Source organism: Bartonella tribocorum CIP 105476, assembly GCF_000196435.1.
Lineage (GTDB): Bacteria > Pseudomonadota > Alphaproteobacteria > Rhizobiales > Rhizobiaceae > Bartonella > Bartonella tribocorum.
Genome location: NC_010161.1, coordinates 2,233,673 through 2,250,852 on the forward strand (window position 1 = coordinate 2,233,673; position 17,180 = coordinate 2,250,852).

At 40.4% G+C, this 17,180-nt stretch carries 16 protein-coding genes; 2 read left to right on the plus strand and 14 right to left on the minus strand.

Annotated elements, in window-relative coordinates:
- Nucleotides 1-144: 144 nt before the first annotated feature.
- A complete protein-coding gene (locus tag BTR_RS09950; RefSeq protein WP_038474194.1) occupies nt 145-330 on the minus strand; it encodes a hypothetical protein in 186 nt (61 codons plus the stop codon).
- Nucleotides 331-1,375: 1,045 nt separating this feature from the next.
- On the opposite strand from BTR_RS09950, the gene BTR_RS12795 reads away from it, so the two are divergent.
- Entirely contained in the window at nt 1,376-1,681 is a 306-nt protein-coding gene (locus tag BTR_RS12795) for a hypothetical protein (protein ID WP_145972915.1), read from the plus strand.
- Between the two features lie 22 nt (nt 1,682-1,703).
- Here the strand turns inward: BTR_RS12795 and BTR_RS09955 are convergent, their stop codons facing one another.
- Nucleotides 1,704-1,889 carry a hypothetical protein gene (locus BTR_RS09955; RefSeq protein ID WP_038474197.1) on the minus strand — a complete coding sequence of 62 codons (186 nt, stop codon included), beginning with the start codon at nt 1,887-1,889 and terminating at the stop codon, nt 1,704-1,706.
- 1,345 nt (nt 1,890-3,234) lie between these two features.
- On the opposite strand from BTR_RS09955, the gene BTR_RS09975 reads away from it, so the two are divergent.
- Complete coding sequence (locus BTR_RS09975) at nt 3,235-5,154, plus strand: ATP-binding protein (protein WP_012232347.1); 1,920 nt, start codon at nt 3,235-3,237, stop codon at nt 5,152-5,154.
- Nucleotides 5,155-5,170: 16 nt separating this feature from the next.
- Here BTR_RS09975 and BTR_RS09980 read toward each other — a convergent pair whose 3' ends face one another.
- The 12 genes from BTR_RS09980 to BTR_RS10030 form a co-directional block, all read right to left on the minus strand.
- Complete coding sequence (locus BTR_RS09980; protein WP_012232348.1) at nt 5,171-5,398, minus strand: hypothetical protein; 228 nt, start codon at nt 5,396-5,398, stop codon at nt 5,171-5,173.
- Nucleotides 5,379-5,582: a hypothetical protein gene (locus tag BTR_RS13575; protein ID WP_081458162.1), complete on the minus strand. Its 204-nt coding sequence runs from the start codon at nt 5,580-5,582 to the stop codon at nt 5,379-5,381. Before BTR_RS13575 ends, BTR_RS09980 begins: the two co-directional genes overlap by 20 nt.
- Nucleotides 5,515-5,742: a hypothetical protein gene (locus BTR_RS09985; protein WP_012232349.1), complete on the minus strand. Its 228-nt coding sequence runs from the start codon at nt 5,740-5,742 to the stop codon at nt 5,515-5,517. Before BTR_RS09985 ends, BTR_RS13575 begins: the two co-directional genes overlap by 68 nt.
- Nucleotides 5,739-6,401: a lysozyme gene (locus BTR_RS09990; protein WP_012232350.1), complete on the minus strand. Its 663-nt coding sequence runs from the start codon at nt 6,399-6,401 to the stop codon at nt 5,739-5,741. The genes BTR_RS09985 and BTR_RS09990 overlap by 4 nt, the downstream gene beginning before the upstream one ends.
- A 63-nt stretch (nt 6,402-6,464) precedes the next feature.
- The gene (locus tag BTR_RS09995; RefSeq protein ID WP_012232351.1) at nt 6,465-6,794 is read right to left on the minus strand and encodes a hypothetical protein; all 330 of its coding nucleotides are present in this window, start codon (nt 6,792-6,794) and stop codon (nt 6,465-6,467) included.
- A gap of 13 nt (nt 6,795-6,807) precedes the next feature.
- Nucleotides 6,808-10,851: a phage major tropism determinant gene (locus BTR_RS13580; protein WP_012232352.1), complete on the minus strand. Its 4,044-nt coding sequence runs from the start codon at nt 10,849-10,851 to the stop codon at nt 6,808-6,810.
- A gap of 21 nt (nt 10,852-10,872) precedes the next feature.
- Nucleotides 10,873-11,106: a hypothetical protein gene (locus BTR_RS10005; RefSeq protein ID WP_012232353.1), complete on the minus strand. Its 234-nt coding sequence runs from the start codon at nt 11,104-11,106 to the stop codon at nt 10,873-10,875.
- A gap of 9 nt (nt 11,107-11,115) precedes the next feature.
- A complete protein-coding gene (locus BTR_RS10010) occupies nt 11,116-12,246 on the minus strand; it encodes a phage tail protein (protein WP_012232354.1) in 1,131 nt (376 codons plus the stop codon).
- Between the two features lie 7 nt (nt 12,247-12,253).
- Complete coding sequence (locus BTR_RS10015; RefSeq protein WP_012232355.1) at nt 12,254-13,267, minus strand: tail fiber protein; 1,014 nt, start codon at nt 13,265-13,267, stop codon at nt 12,254-12,256.
- A gap of 8 nt (nt 13,268-13,275) precedes the next feature.
- Complete coding sequence (locus BTR_RS10020) at nt 13,276-14,277, minus strand: phage tail protein (protein WP_012232356.1); 1,002 nt, start codon at nt 14,275-14,277, stop codon at nt 13,276-13,278.
- 12 nt (nt 14,278-14,289) lie between these two features.
- The gene (locus BTR_RS10025) at nt 14,290-14,943 is read right to left on the minus strand and encodes a transglycosylase SLT domain-containing protein (protein ID WP_012232357.1); all 654 of its coding nucleotides are present in this window, start codon (nt 14,941-14,943) and stop codon (nt 14,290-14,292) included.
- Between the two features lie 37 nt (nt 14,944-14,980).
- Nucleotides 14,981-17,170, minus strand: a complete 2,190-nt coding sequence (locus BTR_RS10030; protein WP_012232358.1) for a hypothetical protein — start codon at nt 17,168-17,170, stop codon at nt 14,981-14,983.
- Nucleotides 17,171-17,180 lie beyond the last annotated feature (10 nt).

The following is a 17,180-nucleotide window of genomic DNA, read 5'->3' on the forward strand; positions in this document are numbered from 1 at the left end:
AAATGAAACGTTTAAAAAAGCCCTGTTAAAACAGGGTTTTTTTTATGGCTCTCCCCCCTAAAAAACGAAGTTCTTAAAAACCAACGCTAAATTGTCAACAAAGGATCGCAAAACAATCCAGCATCTCAACAAGTTTCTATCCTCTCATCCTTTTATAGGACGCATTTGAATGATAAGTGTTTTACCATCACACCACTGGTCCATTGGCGCCCTCATGAAATAACTGAGTGCCATGATATTTTTTAAAAGCAAATACGGATATTGCACATCAAGTACAGCTGATGATGATAACGGGACAACAGCATAAAAGAGAAGCTTGTATGCGTTCATTTTTCAACCTCTTCTCCACGCCTCCCCCAATAAAGCTTCTTCATTGACAAACAATCCGTTTTTTTCAATGCCACTTCACCTCTCATCTTTATTTTTCTTAAAGATCACTTTATAAACGAACAAGAGTATAAGCTAACGAGGAGAGTTTTTTCTCGCCACATTTCAAAGAACAAAGATTTTAAACCCCATTTTCCCCCTACTTAGCCTCTAAAAAAAACCAATATTGGTTTGTAAAGAAACGACAATTTTTAAGCGGTTTTTTCTTGATTTCCCATTTCATAGAGCTTTACTTAAATTTAAAAATGCTATAGTCAAGCCCTGACTGAATATTCCATATGGTACTGAAAAAAATACTGAAACGTTTCAAAAAAGCTACCTTCCATCACCGCATCGCACTTTAAATAACGACATTTTACAGCTATTCACGCCAGAACAGAGCAAGGATATTGCCGATATTTATCGCTGTAAATTATTACACATTGATTTATAATGATAATTTATCATATTGAATGAAAAACCTAAAATACCGTAGGATTCTCTCATTTCAAATCTGTATCTGTTGAACCCATCAACTCCATGTCTCTTGCACGTCATAAGCAGGATGATCTCACCTAGTGTAAAATTGTACAAGAAAGGCATGATGTCCCTTTTGAACCGTCCTCAAGATCCAATGGTTTGTCCGCAACATTTTAGGGCAGCCCCAAGTAGACGATGGTGACGGCTTGCTTCTTCATAAGCGCAAAAATGGAGGGAACACAATAGATTTTATATTATTTCCATGGAGACACTTTACTTGTATACCATTCACGAGCCCCCACGCAAAATGGCTGTAATGTGCCTTTAAAAATATTTCTTTAAAAAAATCCTATGAATGAGCAATCCAATAGTATTGTTTTGCATGAGGAGCGTGCCCAAAAAAAGACAGGTGAAAAACAAAAGCGTGCGGCAATGCGTACTCTCCACTCTTTAAAAGATATTAATTAAGATGCTTTTGGAAGCCATAAAGCCAAATAAAAGGATGATGACTAAAGATGAAAAATAGTTTGTGCCTTTACGGCTTTATATTCTCCTTAACGAGGCTGTTTATCTGTTTCAAAAATGCCTCAAACAGAGATATAGAATACGCTTGCCCCATTTTAGCATACAAAAGAAGGAACAGCTCATAGAGCTCTTATCCGTCTCAATGTGTGTCTTAAAACATGCTGCGCATGGTGGTGGGGTGGGTGTTGATTTAAAAGCAGCAGATGCAAGCTTTTTTAGGCAAAAAAATCATAAAACCGCTAATACCCCCCTATGGATTGGAGAAATATTTCATCTTTTTACAAAACGATTTGCCAAACAACCACCATAACAACAACTGGCTTTGCGTTTACTTATTCTGTAACGCCATGCCCTAAACGCCTTAAAAGAGGACGTTTTACAACTGTTTTATGCCAGAACAGAGCAAGGATATTGCCAATCTCTGTTTGTGTCATTTCTAAAACGAGAAAGATAATCTCATTTAGAAAGAATATGAAGTTGTAAAAACCCAAAAACCATTTTTGAAACCCCGTTTCCAATCCGCTCCTCTTCTTATCCTTCTGCTTCGACAAGCAAAAACCAAGCACGCTCTTTTAACAAGCTGTCTTTAAAAAAAGAGTGAAGATTACACATGAACCTCACGCTTTTGTTTTTCATCTGTTTGGGATCACACCCCTCACGGCATAGGAGAGCGCTCAAAACCAAACACACGCCCAACACTTGCCCATGCACGAGCTTATTTTCAAGAAACATTAAACCGGCAAATCCATTTTGCAACAGAAGCCATGAAGAATAAAATCTATTGCGCCCCCCTTTATACTTCATCAAAGATGCAAGCGCACACCATCACATACTTTCCCCTAATGGGTCCCCCTTCACTCTCAATAAGATTCGTAAACAAGCACCGTCTTAAAAAAAAGAGAGATTACACATGAACCTCACGCTTTTGTTTTTCATCTGTTTGGGATCACACCCCTCACGGCATAGGAGAGCGCTCAAAACCAAACACACGCCCAACACTTGCTCATGCACGAGCTTATTTTCAAGAAACATTAAACCGGCAAATCCATTTTGCAACAGCAGCCATGAAGAATAAAATCTATTGCGCCCCCCTTTATACTTCATCAAAGATGCAAACGCACACCGTCACATACTTTCCCCTAATGGGTCCCCCTTCACTCTTAATAAGATTCGTGAAAAGGCATGCTTTTTTTGTACAATTTTACACCACATAAAAACATCCTTCTTGCAATGTACAAAAGACATGGTTTTGATTGATTGCGATAAACAGACTTGAAATAAGAGAAGCCTGCGATATTCGAGGTCATTCATTCACGAGGAAAACCAATGAACACCCTTTATACATCAATGTTTTATAAATCCTAGGGGTTGATAAACCGCCAAATTTTTAAATTAATGTAATGCGACACAACAGGATAAAGGGAAATATTCATGAAATGGTGCGGGTGGTCGGTACCATTTCATGATAACTTCACAATATTTTTCAATAAGTTAGCAAAAATATCAAATAACAAAACCACCTTTTGAACCACCTTATAGATAGAATCTGTAACGCTACCAAATAGCATCATCATCTATATATTGCAATTGCGAATCAGAACTTCTTTTCGGGGTGTTTTTTTGCCATACCGGATGTCCAAAGCGTCTCAACTTCTAAAAAGTCAAAATCCTTAAAGATCTCTCGAACCGCATCACAATCATTCAGACTCAAAACAAACTTCCCTTGGATGACTTTGCTGAAAATAAGAAAAATATCGTCTGATGTCTCTATACAAAGGCAATTATCAAGCATATAAATATTTAGTGGGAATTTTTTACCTCTTTCAGTAAAACAAATAAAATGAAAGCTTATATCGGTGTCTCATGCTTGTTAACCTAAACGCTATAATTCGCGATCTTTCCTCAAAAACGAATATCTTTACAGTCCTTAAGGAATCTATCGTTAATTCTATACAAGCTCATGCAACAAAAATTGATATTTTACTCCAACTTTATAGCAGCAATCCAGATTTATGGGGGAATCAACAAGTTTTTTCTATTAGCGTTTTTGATAATGGAGATGGTTTCACAACAGAAAATATCAAATCTTTTTCTACCTATAAAAGTGATTACAAAATTAAAGCAGGATGTAAAGGTGTTGGACGTATTACTTACTTAAAAGTATTTGAAAAAGTTGAAATTACTAGTTTTAATGCAAGTGAAGATAATGTCCGAGTTTCATTAAATTTCACTCCAGATTTTACACAAGATTCTTTTAAAAAAGAGAATGCTAAACGAGATAAATGGTGGACTACACAATTATTTTTTGAAAAACCTTCTCAACAAAATGATTTAGATATAAGTATAGTTCGTGATGAAATTTATTATCATCTTCTTCCTTTACTTTTTTTAAATAAAGAAAAAGATATTGAAATTAATTTTTACGTACATGAAGCAGAAGATTTAGAAGACTTACATAAATTAAGAAAGGTAGAAAATTTAGAAACAGTAAAAAGATTAAAGAAAAGCACAATAAAAACGAAGGATTTACCTTATTTATCAAATAAAACTTTCAAAATCAGTTGTTTAAATATTCCTTTCACCCTTTCCTATTATTTTGAAGATAATGAAAATTATAGTGATGAAATAAAAGCATTCTACTGTGCTCATAGTCGTACTGTTATGCCTTTTTCAGAGTTTATAAAAATTAATCCAATAAAAAATGTTATAATGATATTTTTATTGGAGTCTCATATTTTGAATGAGTATGTTAACGATGAAAGAAACAACTTTGATATTGATGAAAAACAACCTGACTTAGAAACACAACTAAGTTGGGGTGATATTAATAAAAAATTAGAGAATATTCTAGATGAAATAATTAACTGTCATTTTCCAAAAATTAAAGAAGAAAAAGCTGCTCTTCTCGAAAAAGTTTCTGAAGAATATCCTTACTTGGTGGAATTTTTAGATACAAAAGATGTAATCGGAGGCATCTTTACAGAAGATTCATTGATTGAAAAAGCAGAAAAAAAATATTCAAAAAGAAAACTAGAATTCAGAAAAACTCTTCGTGAAGGTAAAGGAATAGCAGAAAAGAATTTTAAAAAAGCACAAAAATTTGCTAGTCTAGAATTAACTCAATATATCGAATTCAGAGATCATATTCTATGCCAATTTTCTAATTTCCTACAACCAAATACCTTGGAAAAAGAAATTCATAATTTATTTATTCAAAAAAAATGTACTGCTGGTAAAAGTTCACCTTTAGCATTAAAAGAAAATAATTTATGGATACTTGATGACAACTTAATGAGCTATACTTATTTACAAAGTGAGAGGAATATAAAGAGCTTTCTTTTAAACGTTAATTCAGCTTCGCTTAGTGTTGAAGAAAATAATAAAAGATTATTGAGTCGACCTGATATAGCTCTGTATTTTGATTCTGAGGAAAGAAAACGGGCTGTCTTAATAGAGTTTAAAAGTCCTGTAGCAGATTATAAAAATACAGGCGTCGCTCAATTAATGTATTACGCTGAAACACTTAAGCAATGGGGTGTTGGGGAGATATATCTTTATCTCATTGCTGAAATAGATGACGCTTTCTCGAAAGTATTATGTGTTACAAATCATTTCACTAAAATTTTTTCTCCAGAAGGAGAGTATTACCGGAATTATTGGTCTGAATTCAACGCTTGTATACAAGTTGTATCTCCAAGAACTCTTTTGGAGAATGCAAAATTACGAAATAGCACTTTTATGGATATTATTAAAAAGGATTCATTGCGTCACAGATCATTATAAATAATCGATTAAACTTTCAAGCCTTTGTTATCCATTTTTTGAGGTGTGAGAAGGTATTCTCTAGGGTTTCTATGAAACGGGAAAAATCCATAACACACATAAAGATAAAAAGGGCTATCCACTTCATGATGCGTGACATCATCTTTAAGCCTTGGTAGGTCTCTATCATCTCATGAAGCAACTGTCGTTCTGTTTGTGAGAGATCTTGTTCCTCATGACGTTTTTTACTCATTTTGCCAACCACATAAGCGTGCTCCCTGTTGATTATGTTTCAAGATATCTCTTGCTAGGTTGGAACTGATGACGTTGATATCTTGCTTATCTAAATAAATGGGTAACCAACCAACACAAGAAACAGACTTATTTGCCCCGCACCCAACGAGACAAAGCAGAACGCACACCAGTATCACTTTTTTGATTAACTTCATTTTCAACCTCAAAACGGGTGATTGCTGTCTTTAAAGCTTTCTCTGTTTGCTTGTTCCGCTCACTTTTCTTGCCAAGGTGAAAGGCTTTGGCGAATGCCATTAAAAAAACGGCTAAAGCCGCTAACAGAAGAGACAGATTTCTTTTGAACCAAAAAATCACAAGCGCTGCTCCCGAAAACGCTTGGCAACAATCACAAGACCTGTACAAGCGGCTAAAACCATAATCCCTGCTAAAGCCCACTGAATTGGTCCATTGCCGACCAATAATCCTCCAAACCCAGAACAAGACCCTATAATCGGCGCGAGTGCTTCTACTTTGAAAAGACCTCTCGCCTCTTTCGTTTCCACTCTTTGATAGTTTGAAGAAACATAAGACCCTTTCGCCCACAAACCTGCTTCCGCTGCTCGACGGTTGGCTAATCCCGCAAGAAGCTTTCCACCGACCTTATTCCATTTCTGTAATTCTGCTGGAACGGCTTCATAATCCCCTTGATTCAGTTTTTTCAAAAGACTCGACTTGCAAAAAGCTGTTGTTCCTACATTATAACAAAACGACACCAATGCCGCGAATTGGCAATCTGTTAATGAAACCGTGACCGATTCCTCTACCGTCTTCTCAAATTGCTTTAAGTCTTCACAAAGGATTTCTTCTGCTCGCTCTTTCGTAATACGCATGCCTTTTTTGACAAGCGGGTTACCAGCATTGCTGGTGTGACCATAACCAATGGTCCAGATACATGCCGTATCTCTATACGCTTCTAAACGTAATCCTTCCCATTGTTTGATTAGCTCCAAACCTTCTTTGGATATCTTTCTCATCCCATCCTCCATAAAAAAAGCCCCACATCAGTGGGGCGGTATAAAAATCTTCTTTGATGATCTCTATTGACTATGCTCTTTGATCAATTGTTCCACTTCGTCAACACGAAAGCCAAGCTTAAATATCGGCGCATATTCACTTTCCTGTAATTCATATTGATAACGCTTTGCTATAGAAGGACCGTCTAAATCAACCGGCGTTTCTGTTTCTACACAAACCCTATGTGTATCATCTTCTATCCCCTCTTCTCCTTCACTGAGTTCTTTAACAAAGACCCAATAAAAACGCGTTGATAAAAGCATCTCTAGCCTTCTTACTGTTTCAATTTTGTCAAAAGAAAGCATGTTCAGATAATCTTCTTTGCTATTTAAGTGCTCTGGATAATCTATCATCTTTACATCCTCCCTAAACAAAATAACGTGGACGGCTACAACCACGCGCACATAATTGTTCATTACCTCTAGCAGAAGATATGGTGGAACGTGCAAAACATCCGCTATCTACACCATGGCTCCACCCTCCTCCTCCTGATAACCATCTCATTTCTAGCCTAGCCTGCCCCCTATTCGTTATTTGCATAGGAAATGTTCCTGATAAAAACTGCCAAACATAACCACAACCTTCCTCACAACCGATATGCGAGATCATACGACGATTGGCTGTATCAACGTGACCTCCTGAAGTCTTAGGAGAGGGTGCCTTCTTGCCCGTAATACTTGTTTTGTCATTACTTCCAGACATCGCAGATGCAAATTCCACATCACTTAGTAACGTTTTCTTGACACGCAACATATCTGCTACATGGTCTGTATAGATACGACCCGTTGTGATCGGAACATTATACGCAGAGCGGGTATTTTCACCCGTCCCTGACTGAAGATAAATATCAACCCAAAGATCTTGGGAGGGGTCATACACCATCCCTTCTGGACTACTATACGGGCGGTGATTCAAACACCAAACTGAATGGGGTAATATATCCCCTGCCCTATAACCAGACAATGGGTGAGCGGAAATCGTGCCAACATCCGTACAGAGCGTATGAAACCCTCCTATCTTGCGCGAGTTATTAACTGTGTAATCCCTTGGATAAGTAGAGTTTTCTGATAAAACCAGTTTGTGAGCCCCTCCTCCATCAAAAACCAAATAAACATAATAATCCTTGCCCGCAGAAAGAGAAGGAGTACTTATTCTTGTATCTACCGTATAACTTGCAACTAAAATATCATTGTCTAATGCCAAGGTTATACGCGTTCCTTTTTTCAACGTTAATTGACTTTTTCCTGTCGCAATAAGAAACGGCGTCGAAATGGAAAGGATTGCTAAATTGGACTGTTTTAGTAAAGTATTTATCTCTTCTGCTAGTGCTTTTGCCTGTGTAGCTGTTGTTTGAGCTGCTGTTGCCGTTGCGAGAGAACGCTTAATACCACCAAGCTCTTGCTTTGTTGTATCGACTGTTTTTTTGGCTTCTTCGGCTAGCACCTTCGCCTGATCAGCAGCTTTCTTGGCTTCTCTTGCTTCTTCTTGCGCTTCTTCAGCATCTGTTGCCGCAGAAGTAGCTGTCAATTTTGCCGAATTAGCGGCAAGCTTCGCTTCGTTCGATTCATCTTGCATTTCCTCCGCTAGCTCTTTGGCTTCTTCGGCTAGAGCTTTTGCCTCAGAAGACGCCATGACAACCGTTTCTAAACGACCTTTGACTTCGTTCGCTACGCTTTCTGCTGTTAAAGCCTTTGCTTTTATAGAAAGAATATCTGCTGTCGCTTTCTTTGCTAAATTTTTCGCATCTTCTGCTGTTTCTGTCGCTGTAGCTACCGATTGCTTTACTTCTTCCACTAAACCTTTTGCTTCTCCGGCTGTCGTTTTGCTTTCATTGGCTTTCGATAACGCTTCTGAAGCTATAGTGGAGGCTCCTTCTGCTGTTCGTTTTGCTTCTTCCGCTAGGCTCTTGAATGCTTCTGCGCCAGCACTTACCGCTTGTCTGTCAACACTCGCCGCCTGTTCTGCTGCCGCTTTGGCTTCATTCGCTACTTTTGTCGCTTGCTCTGCAACACTCTTAGCTGCCTTTGCAACTTGAGAAGCATCATCAGCCTTTGTGATTGCCGTTTGCGACGATTGTTGCGATTTCTCTGCTACTGTTTTGGCTTCTTCGGCTGTCCTTTTCGCTCTATCAGCTGTTTCCTTGGCTTTCTCTGCTTCACTCTTGGCTTCATACGCTTGGGAATTTGCTGCCTCAGCTCTTTTCTTGGCTTCTTCTGATGCCATCTGCGCTAAACTTACCGGAGCTTTAAAATTATCAACAACTTGATTGATATCTATAACGCGACTCATCGTTGATGAAGCTGTTTTTTCTGCTTTTTCTGCTATTGACCGCGCCTGTCCTGCTTCATGTTTAGCATAACCGGCTGTATCTTTTATAGCCTTTACCGCATCATTCGCCTCATCCGCCTTTGACCATGCTGTATTGGCTGTTTTCTTAGCTTCTTCAGCCGCTCTCTCCGCAGATTGGGCTATGGACTTCGCACTCTCCGCTAATTCCTTGGCTTTCCCTACTTCACCCTTAGCTTCATACGCGTAGTTATTGGCTTTCTCCGCTATTTTCTTGGCTTCTTCACCTGCTGTTTCCGCTAAACTTGCTCGAACTTTGGCTCCATCCGCCACTTCCTTCGCGTCGTAGGCTTTACTCAACGCTGTACTCGCTGTACTTTTTGCATTTTCTGCCTCACTACGCGCTTGTCCAGCATCATGTTTGGCATAACCGGCTGTCTGTTTGGCTTCTTTCGCTATCTTTTCAGCTTCACCCGCTACTGTCTCTACCTGTGATGCCTTCTTTTGTGCACCATCGGCTACCTTCTTTGCCTCTTCGGCTGTCGACTTCGCACTACCTGCTACTTGTTTTAGACCATCCAAAGCACCTTTCGTTTCTTCTGCTACCTGCTCTGCTGCTTCCGCTTTACTCTTTGCTGCTATAGCTATACCCTTCAACGCCTCTGCATCAATCTGCCCTGACCTCTCTCCTGAACGCGCTGCTGCCTCTGCCGCTGCTTTGGCTTCAGAAGCTATTCGCGTTGCTTCGGTTGCACTCTGGTGCGCTTGCTCTGATTTTGTCTGCGCACTATCCGCAGAATTTTTCGCTTCCTCTGCTAAGTTCTTGGCTTCACCAGACTTCATTAATGCTTCTGAGCTTTGTTGGCTTATCTCCTCCCCCTTCTGCTTGGCTTCATTGGCGGTTGATAATGCCGTTTCCGCTAATCCTTTAACTGCTTCAAGGGTTTTATTCGATTCATCAAAAGCATTCTTATTGTCCTGAACAAGTTTCTTTGCCTCTTCTGATAATGTTTTAGCTTCCTCAGCACTCCCCTTCGCATCCATAGCTGTGTTAGACGCACTATCCGCCGTTGATTTCGCTGCTCTAGCTTCACTGAGAGCTTGCTCTGATGTCTTTTGTGCCTCTCTAGATACCGTCGTTGCTTGTTCCGATAACCCTTTAGCGGTTTCAGAAATACCCTTTGCTTCTGAAGCTGTTTGCAATGCTTGTTCGCCTGCGCCTTTTGCCTCCTCTGATTTCTCCTTGGCTTCTCTTACCTCTGTTAAAGCTGTCTCTACTGACTTTTCTACTTGAGATACTGTTTTTGTAAGTTCTGTAACTGAATCCGTCGCCCGTTCCGATAACCCTTTTGCCTTTTCCGCCATATCCTTGGCATCATCAGCTGTCTGTTTGGCGCCAGCCGCCTTAAGACTGGCTTGCATGGCTACAGTCTTAACTTCATGACACGTTGCTACCGCCGTCGCGGATACTTGCGTCGTCTCGTTTGCCGTTTGTGAAGCTTCTCTTGCTGTTTGTTCTGCACGGGTTGCAATGATCTTCGATTCATCAGCTAACCTCTTGGCTTCGGTCGAGATATTAACGGCATTCTCACTTACCTGCTTAACCTCTTCAAAACTTTGCAATGCCGTATCCAATGAACCTTTCGTACTATTGATTTCCCCTGAGGCTCTATCGACTGCTGCTTTTGCCTCTTCTGCCATGTGCTTCGCAGCATCAGAAGCATTCTTGGCTTCTTCTGCTAAGCCCTTCGCTGTATCCGCTGTATCTTTCGCAAGACTAGCCGTTGTCGTGGCTGCTTTAACTTCTTCCTTCGCTTCATGAGACGTCGTAAGCGCCGTCGTGGCTGTTTGAACTGTTTTTGTCACTTCGCTAAGCGCTTGTTCCGAAACCCTCTTCGATTCTTCGGCAACCTGTTGCGCTCCATTTGCACGTGCCATGGCTTTTTCAGACTCTTGACGTGCATTTACAACCTGTTCTAACGGCGCAAAGGTTTCATACGAATACAAAGATGCCGTTCCTAAAAGCTTCGGAACAACAACCGTATCTTGCGATATCCCTTCTCTGATTTCCTCTTGTGTTGCTACCGGTATCAAATATTCATGACTATGATCGGGTATCTTCATCTGCTTTCCTCCTTACATCATTCAGAGAGCTTCATCCAATGAACACTCTTTCAAGTCTTCAACCTCTTCCCTTAAGGCTTCTAAGCACTTCTCTAAATCTTTTAACGAACCATCAAGCTCGCTTTTCAAAGCTGTTTTCAGTAAATCAAAAACACCATGAAGCGGGGCGTGAACAAAATGATCCCCCGAATACAAAACGACCCGTACTTGAGACGGGTCGCTAAGCTCTGATATGGCAAACGGTTTTAAGGTCATTTCAACTCCTCATGTCTTGATCCCATAAACGATACTCACATTAACCGGGCGCGTCTCAACACCACCAACACTCTCCGCCATAAGGTGATGTTCATGATGCGCTGTCATGACGCCTTCTTTGATCGGCGTCGAATAATATAAAAAGTTTGCAAAGGGGCTCCGGATAAACCAAGGCAAACGAGCTGGCTTATCTTTTTCTGTGAACCAAAAGGGAGCCTCTACCTGTGGACTTCCGGCTATTTGGTCAAATTCTTTATTACAGCTTGCCAAGGCATCCCCATCCAAGCCTAAACACTCTTCGTCTATAGCTCTCTTGCGCCTTCTCAAGGGCGCTTGAGAAGAAGAAACATCCCGTTTCTTTCGAGAAGAATGATCACCTGAAGACTCTGGACCAATAACATGTTCATGCGCTTTCAACGAACAAGCTTGTTGACTTGCAAAAGAACGCCAAGGGTCTAAATTGCGTTCATAGTCCATGCCTCTTAAAAACATTCCCCGAAAATCAGGAACATTAAACGTCGTAGCACCATCCCCTTGACCCCACGTCGTGCCTATCGCATCAAACAAGGCTCTATACGTTCTTCGCGAATAAGCACGCCCATCACAAGGTAACCAACCGTCCGGCAAGCGTTCCATGCCAAAAGGACCGATTAAACCAGACGGTAAACGTTTTAAGAAAGAAACTTTTCCCCTTGTGGGATTGAGAATTTGCCAACCGGTTATATCTTCATCGTAAATAACTCTATAAAGACTGCCATCTTGGATTTCGCCTCCCGTTAAAGCTAATAAACCAGTATCTGTTGCCTTATAAACGGGCTTGCCGGCTAAATTATTCAAAGCAATCGTAGTTGCCCCTACATTCTTGCCCTTCGCTTTAAAACAAAGCGATATCCCATTCTTATACTCTAAAAAATGAGAGGAACTTTGAAGACGTATCGCACTTGTCTTTTGTTTATCATCAAACGTAACAATGCCTTCAATCACACCCCCTATATCGGATAAATATTCACGCACACGCTGCATCATAAAACGCGCACTATTATTGACCGTGTTCGGATGTTGTCCTTCTGACCAATTAATCAGATTATCCGCACCACCATTCTCGGAGGCGCTTAAAGACCAATCATAAATCGTCGACATCTTAACCTCACGTCTTGATCGCAAACACAACACTCATATTAATCGGACGTGTCTCACTGACACCGGAACTGGTCAACGCAACATCACGCATATGAAGGTGTGTATGAGGAAAAGCTAGCGAATGACGAACCCGTATATCCTCTGCTCTCACCCCCAAACGTTCGGCTAGCTTTAACCTTTGCTGGTCATTAAGTGTATAACCCCAGATGATCGTCATATCACCATACCAACTCTCTTCCTCATTTTCATCATTAAAAATCGTAACGGTGTGACCCCCATGTTCATGCTTTCTCATGCTATCAGTCTGGAAAGTACCCAAATAACGAAAACGGTCTATCTCGCGGTCATCATCAACGCCACGCAAAAAAACACCACGCAAATCCGGAACGTTAAAATGGGTAACACTATCACTGCCCCCCCACCTGATCCATATCGCTTTGTAAAGAGCACTATACTCACTGCGCAAATAAGCCTTACCATCACACAACAACCAGCCCTCCGGCAAAACTTGCATCCCAAAAATCCCTATCGTCCCTGCAGGATAAACGGGGAGAATCGGCTCTGATGGTAAAGAAACCGGCGTAGGATTTAAGACATGCCAAGCATCTGCTCTATAGACCAAGCTATAAATGCACCCCTTTTGAAATTCCCCTCCCGATAAAGGACTGATGCCTAATTCCGTCGCCTTGTAAACGGGCTTGGCGGATAAATCATTCAAAGCAATCGTGGTCGCCCCTACATTCTTGCTCTTCGCTTTAAAACAAAGCGATATCCCATTCTTATATTTCAAAAAACGCGATTGGCTTTGAAGTCTTATCAACGTTGTCTGCTGTCCAACATCAACCGTAAACGTGCTTTCAATCACACCACTCGTATCCGATAAATACTCACGCACACGCTGCATCATCCCACGCGCACTATTATTCACGCTACTAGGGCGCTGTCCATCTGACCAATTAATCAACCCATCACAATACGCATTCTCAGAGGCTCTCAAAGACCAATCATAAATCGTTGACATCTTAAACCTCATGTCTTAATCGCAAACAAGACAGAAACATTGACTGGACGCGTTTCACCTTCTCCAGTGCTTTCCAAAATAACTTCTTGATTCTCATCAAAGGAATAGGGAGTTGCAACGTGACTCTTTAAATTCTCACTCTCTATACCCATAAAATTCGCTAGAGCTCCCCCTCCAAACAAGCCTAGACGATAACCTAATACCTCCGTCGTATTCCCATCCCAAAAGTTTTCGTTGCTGGTAAAATGAGGCATCGAAAGAGTTTGACCTTCATGTTGGTGAGACTGGATTAAATCTGTCTGAACACTTGCAAACCGACGATTGGGGTCTAAATTACTTCCACCATCAACTCCCCGTAAAAACATTCCTCGAAAATCCGGAACATTAAATGTCGTTACACTATCTCCTTCTCCCCAAACCGTTCCTATCGTCTCAAATAAATCGCGATAGTCACGACGCAAATAAGCCTTCCCATCGCAAATTAACCAATCTTTTGGAACATCACGCATACCAAACGTGCCTATAAATCCAGTAGGATAAAGACTGATTTCTTCTTCTCTTGGCATAGGGGTAGGATTAACAAGATGCCAATAGTCTTCACAAGACACCACTGTATAAACACACCCTTCTTGGAGTTCCCCTCCCAATAAAGGACCAACCCCTAATTCTGTTGCTTTATAAACCGGCTTGCCATCTAAAGCATTCAAGACAATCGTTGTCGCCCCAACATTCCTGCCCGTTGCCATAAAGCGCAAAACAATCCCATTCTTATACTCTAAAAATTGCGATTGGCTTTGAAGTCTTATTGTGCTCGTTTGTTGAACATGGTCATTGATAACAATGCCTTCAAGCGCTCCACCCGTATCCGATAAATATTCTCGCACGCGCTGCATCATCACACGGGCGCTCTTGTTTACACTGCTAGGATGCTGTCCCTCTGACCAGTCAATTAAAGCATCACAACGCGTATTATCCGCCGCTCTAAGCGACCAATCATAAATCGTTGACATCTCTCATGAATCCTAATTTCGGTAAAATGGTCCGTAAAATGCCCGCATGAATGGCGTCATTAAAGGGTTATCATCTTCATCACTCTCTTCTTCTTCCGAAGACTCTTCTTGTGATGCTAATAATGCCCGTAAAACCTCTAACATGTTGTCCCTATTGCCAAAACCACCTTGCACAATAGGGCTTGCTCGATAAGGCTGTCCCCCATACATCTGTAACACACGGTTAACAAAATCACTTGCGCGCATTGCGTTATTGCCTGCATTCAAACCAACCGCATTACTCCCAACCAATTGCGCTGCATTAGCATGGGGATTTTGCAAAAGACGCGCGGCTCCACCTGCCCCTTGTTGGTGTGCTAAATACAATTCTGCATCGGTAGGCGCCCTTCCCAAAACACGGCTTAAATGATTACGATTGTCAAGGGTCAAGCGCCCCATGGCATCTGCCGCTTGCATGGGATCAAAACGGTCTTGCAAACCATATTGTTTGGCGGTGCTGTCTATAAATTGATACAAACCACCCGCAGAAGAACGGGGGTTCCTTGCATTGGGATTGCCACCACTTTCCACTTGCGCAACACGGTATAAATAGCTTTCTGGCAAACCATAACGCGCTGCTGCTTGACGGATCGCTTCATCTACTGAAGGACTATAATAGCTAGTCATTTTGTTAGCTTTCCCCATTGTTGATATCACTATTGCATTACTCAGAATTCCTAGATCCCGCTGTCATCATTCCCCACATTAATCGAGATAAAGAAGCATGAAAGCGTTTTGCAATATCATTGTTTACAAGTCCTTTTTCATAATCATTAATGAAATCTTGAATAATTTTTGCTACTTGTTTGTTATTATATCCCCCTACTTTTAAAGAATCGAGCTCTAGCATTTTTTTATCTAGTTTCTGGAGAGCTTTTAGATTTTTCTGGCTTGTTGTCATCCTGTGTGCATTTCTTAGTATTCTTACAACAGCATGCGGAAATTGCCCAATATCTTTATATTCTTTAAGCCCTTGAAAAAGTTTTGGGCGTGCTCTATCTCTTAGCTCTGGAATTCCCTTATAGGTTTTATTATACAATTGTTCGTACTCAAAAGCGTCCTTTAGTCTCTTTACAGCATCTTCACCAAAAAGAGATTTTAGTTTTTCTACATAGCTGTCTGTGTTGAAAAGATTTTTATAATATTCTAACTTATCGCTAGAATTGAACATTTCATCATCAATCTTACTTCTTGTGCCTAATTTATAAGCATCTTCGAATGACGGAGCTCTATCACCAACAGATGACACTTTACCTTTACTTTGATATAGATTACTTTTATTCAGAGCCTCATTGATAGAAACAGAAGAACTCAAAGAATCGTATCCTTCTTTTATAGCTTTAGAGAGATCTTTATAAGAGGCAAAAACCTCCCTTGCTGTCTTATAATCCCCTGAAATGTCCTCTAGCAACTTTATAATATACTTTTCAAGTGAAACAAGATCCGCAGTGTCTATACCATTTAGATTATCACGTTTAATCTGATTGCTAATCTTTACTTTGGTTCGGTGAAGAATATCCATTATAGAATCAGGATATTTTTGTACATACGCCGCATCCGTAATTTTTCGATTATTGACATCTTGCGTAGCTTCTTCGTAAGCTTTCTTAAAATGTGAATGCTCCATTAACTGTTGCACCTTTTTTTGGTGTTCAGGCTTTAAAGCAGTACTTAATGCTGTATCATATAATGGTTGTGACTTTATACTACCTATATTATCAAAAGCTTTTTGAAGCTGTCCTGCATCCAGAGTCGAAGTAGATTTGTTTACTGACTCTTCTAAAACATCTTCAAGATCTCCACTTCCCTTTCTTTTGATAAAGTTTTCATCTAGAGCTTTGCCCATTCGTCCTGAAATTCCAGCTGCTCTTTTACCAAGCTCTTCATTAAGCTGCTCATGAAGCATCCTATTGTTTTGAACTATACCATAAATATGATTTTTAAATCCTGGAATAATATCACTAAGACGTGCTTCAGAACCACTTTTTGCAAGAGTATCTGGTAGGTTTTTTATCCCCGAATGATATGCATAACTAGCAATATTCCGTAAATCTCTCTTAGAAAAACCATCTGGAGCTTTCTTTCTTGCATTGCCGATAGCATTATACCCTCTCCCAGCAAAAGAACCTACGATAGAGAGAAATGGAGACGCTACACTTCCAATTGCAGCATTATTTATCCCACTATCTATAGAATCTTCCCATCCTACACCACTTCCAACTCCTGATAACGCTCCTGATAATGCACCTGATCTCACCGCTGTTTTAAGACCTAAATCTTTTCCTGGAATACCTATTGCTTCACCTAAAAGACGGGGAAACAAACCAGCTTTTCTAGCTCCAAATGCTGCTAACCCTAACCTACTCGCAATTAACGGCACTCCCCCTGTCGCTATCAATGGTAAAATAGACCCTATAACATTTCCACCAAATGATAACCAAGGGTATGCTCTATGTACTGCCCTCTGATAAGCGCGTGCCTTCTTTACAGCCTCATCATAATTGCTTCCTGATAAGTAGGAAAACAAACCTTGAAGCTCATCACTAAAGTTTGCTGTAAGTCCTTCTGCAGTAGAGCTTTTGAGAGCATCCCATATCGAAATATTTTCAGGAGGATATTCTTCTTCTAACTTTTGTGTTTCTTCTGGATGCTGCGTAACCCCTGTATAGCTATTTTGTGCATTCCAAATTTTTTCCATTATATCTTTATCTGAAATATGACCAATGATAGGAGAATAAGGTGTATAATTACTCGTCTGCTGGCTGCTATTTTTATACAATGCCGCTTGAATTTTTTCCATTATGTCTTTATCTGAAATATGGCCAATAATAGGAGAATAAGGTACATATCCCATATCAATTTCT

Bases quoted from the DNA above. Each gene is read 5' to 3' on its own strand.
- BTR_RS09950 (WP_038474194.1), bottom strand. From the start codon at position 330: ATGAACGCATACAAGCTTCTCTTTTATGCTGTTGTCCCGTTATCATCA.
- BTR_RS09975 (WP_012232347.1), top strand. From the start codon at position 3,235: ATGCTTGTTAACCTAAACGCTATAATTCGCGATCTTTCCTCAAAAACG.
- BTR_RS13575 (WP_081458162.1), bottom strand. From the start codon at position 5,582: ATGAAGTTAATCAAAAAAGTGATACTGGTGTGCGTTCTGCTTTGTCTC.
- BTR_RS09990 (WP_012232350.1), bottom strand. From the start codon at position 6,401: ATGAGAAAGATATCCAAAGAAGGTTTGGAGCTAATCAAACAATGGGAA.
- BTR_RS09995 (WP_012232351.1), bottom strand. From the start codon at position 6,794: ATGATAGATTATCCAGAGCACTTAAATAGCAAAGAAGATTATCTGAAC.
- BTR_RS13580 (WP_012232352.1), bottom strand. From the start codon at position 10,851: ATGAAGATACCCGATCATAGTCATGAATATTTGATACCGGTAGCAACA.
- BTR_RS10005 (WP_012232353.1), bottom strand. From the start codon at position 11,106: ATGACCTTAAAACCGTTTGCCATATCAGAGCTTAGCGACCCGTCTCAA.
- BTR_RS10010 (WP_012232354.1), bottom strand. From the start codon at position 12,246: ATGTCGACGATTTATGATTGGTCTTTAAGCGCCTCCGAGAATGGTGGT.
- BTR_RS10015 (WP_012232355.1), bottom strand. From the start codon at position 13,267: ATGTCAACGATTTATGATTGGTCTTTGAGAGCCTCTGAGAATGCGTAT.
- BTR_RS10020 (WP_012232356.1), bottom strand. From the start codon at position 14,277: ATGTCAACGATTTATGATTGGTCGCTTAGAGCGGCGGATAATACGCGT.
- BTR_RS10025 (WP_012232357.1), bottom strand. From the start codon at position 14,943: ATGACTAGCTATTATAGTCCTTCAGTAGATGAAGCGATCCGTCAAGCA.
- BTR_RS10030 (WP_012232358.1), bottom strand. From the start codon at position 17,170: ATGGGATATGTACCTTATTCTCCTATTATTGGCCATATTTCAGATAAA.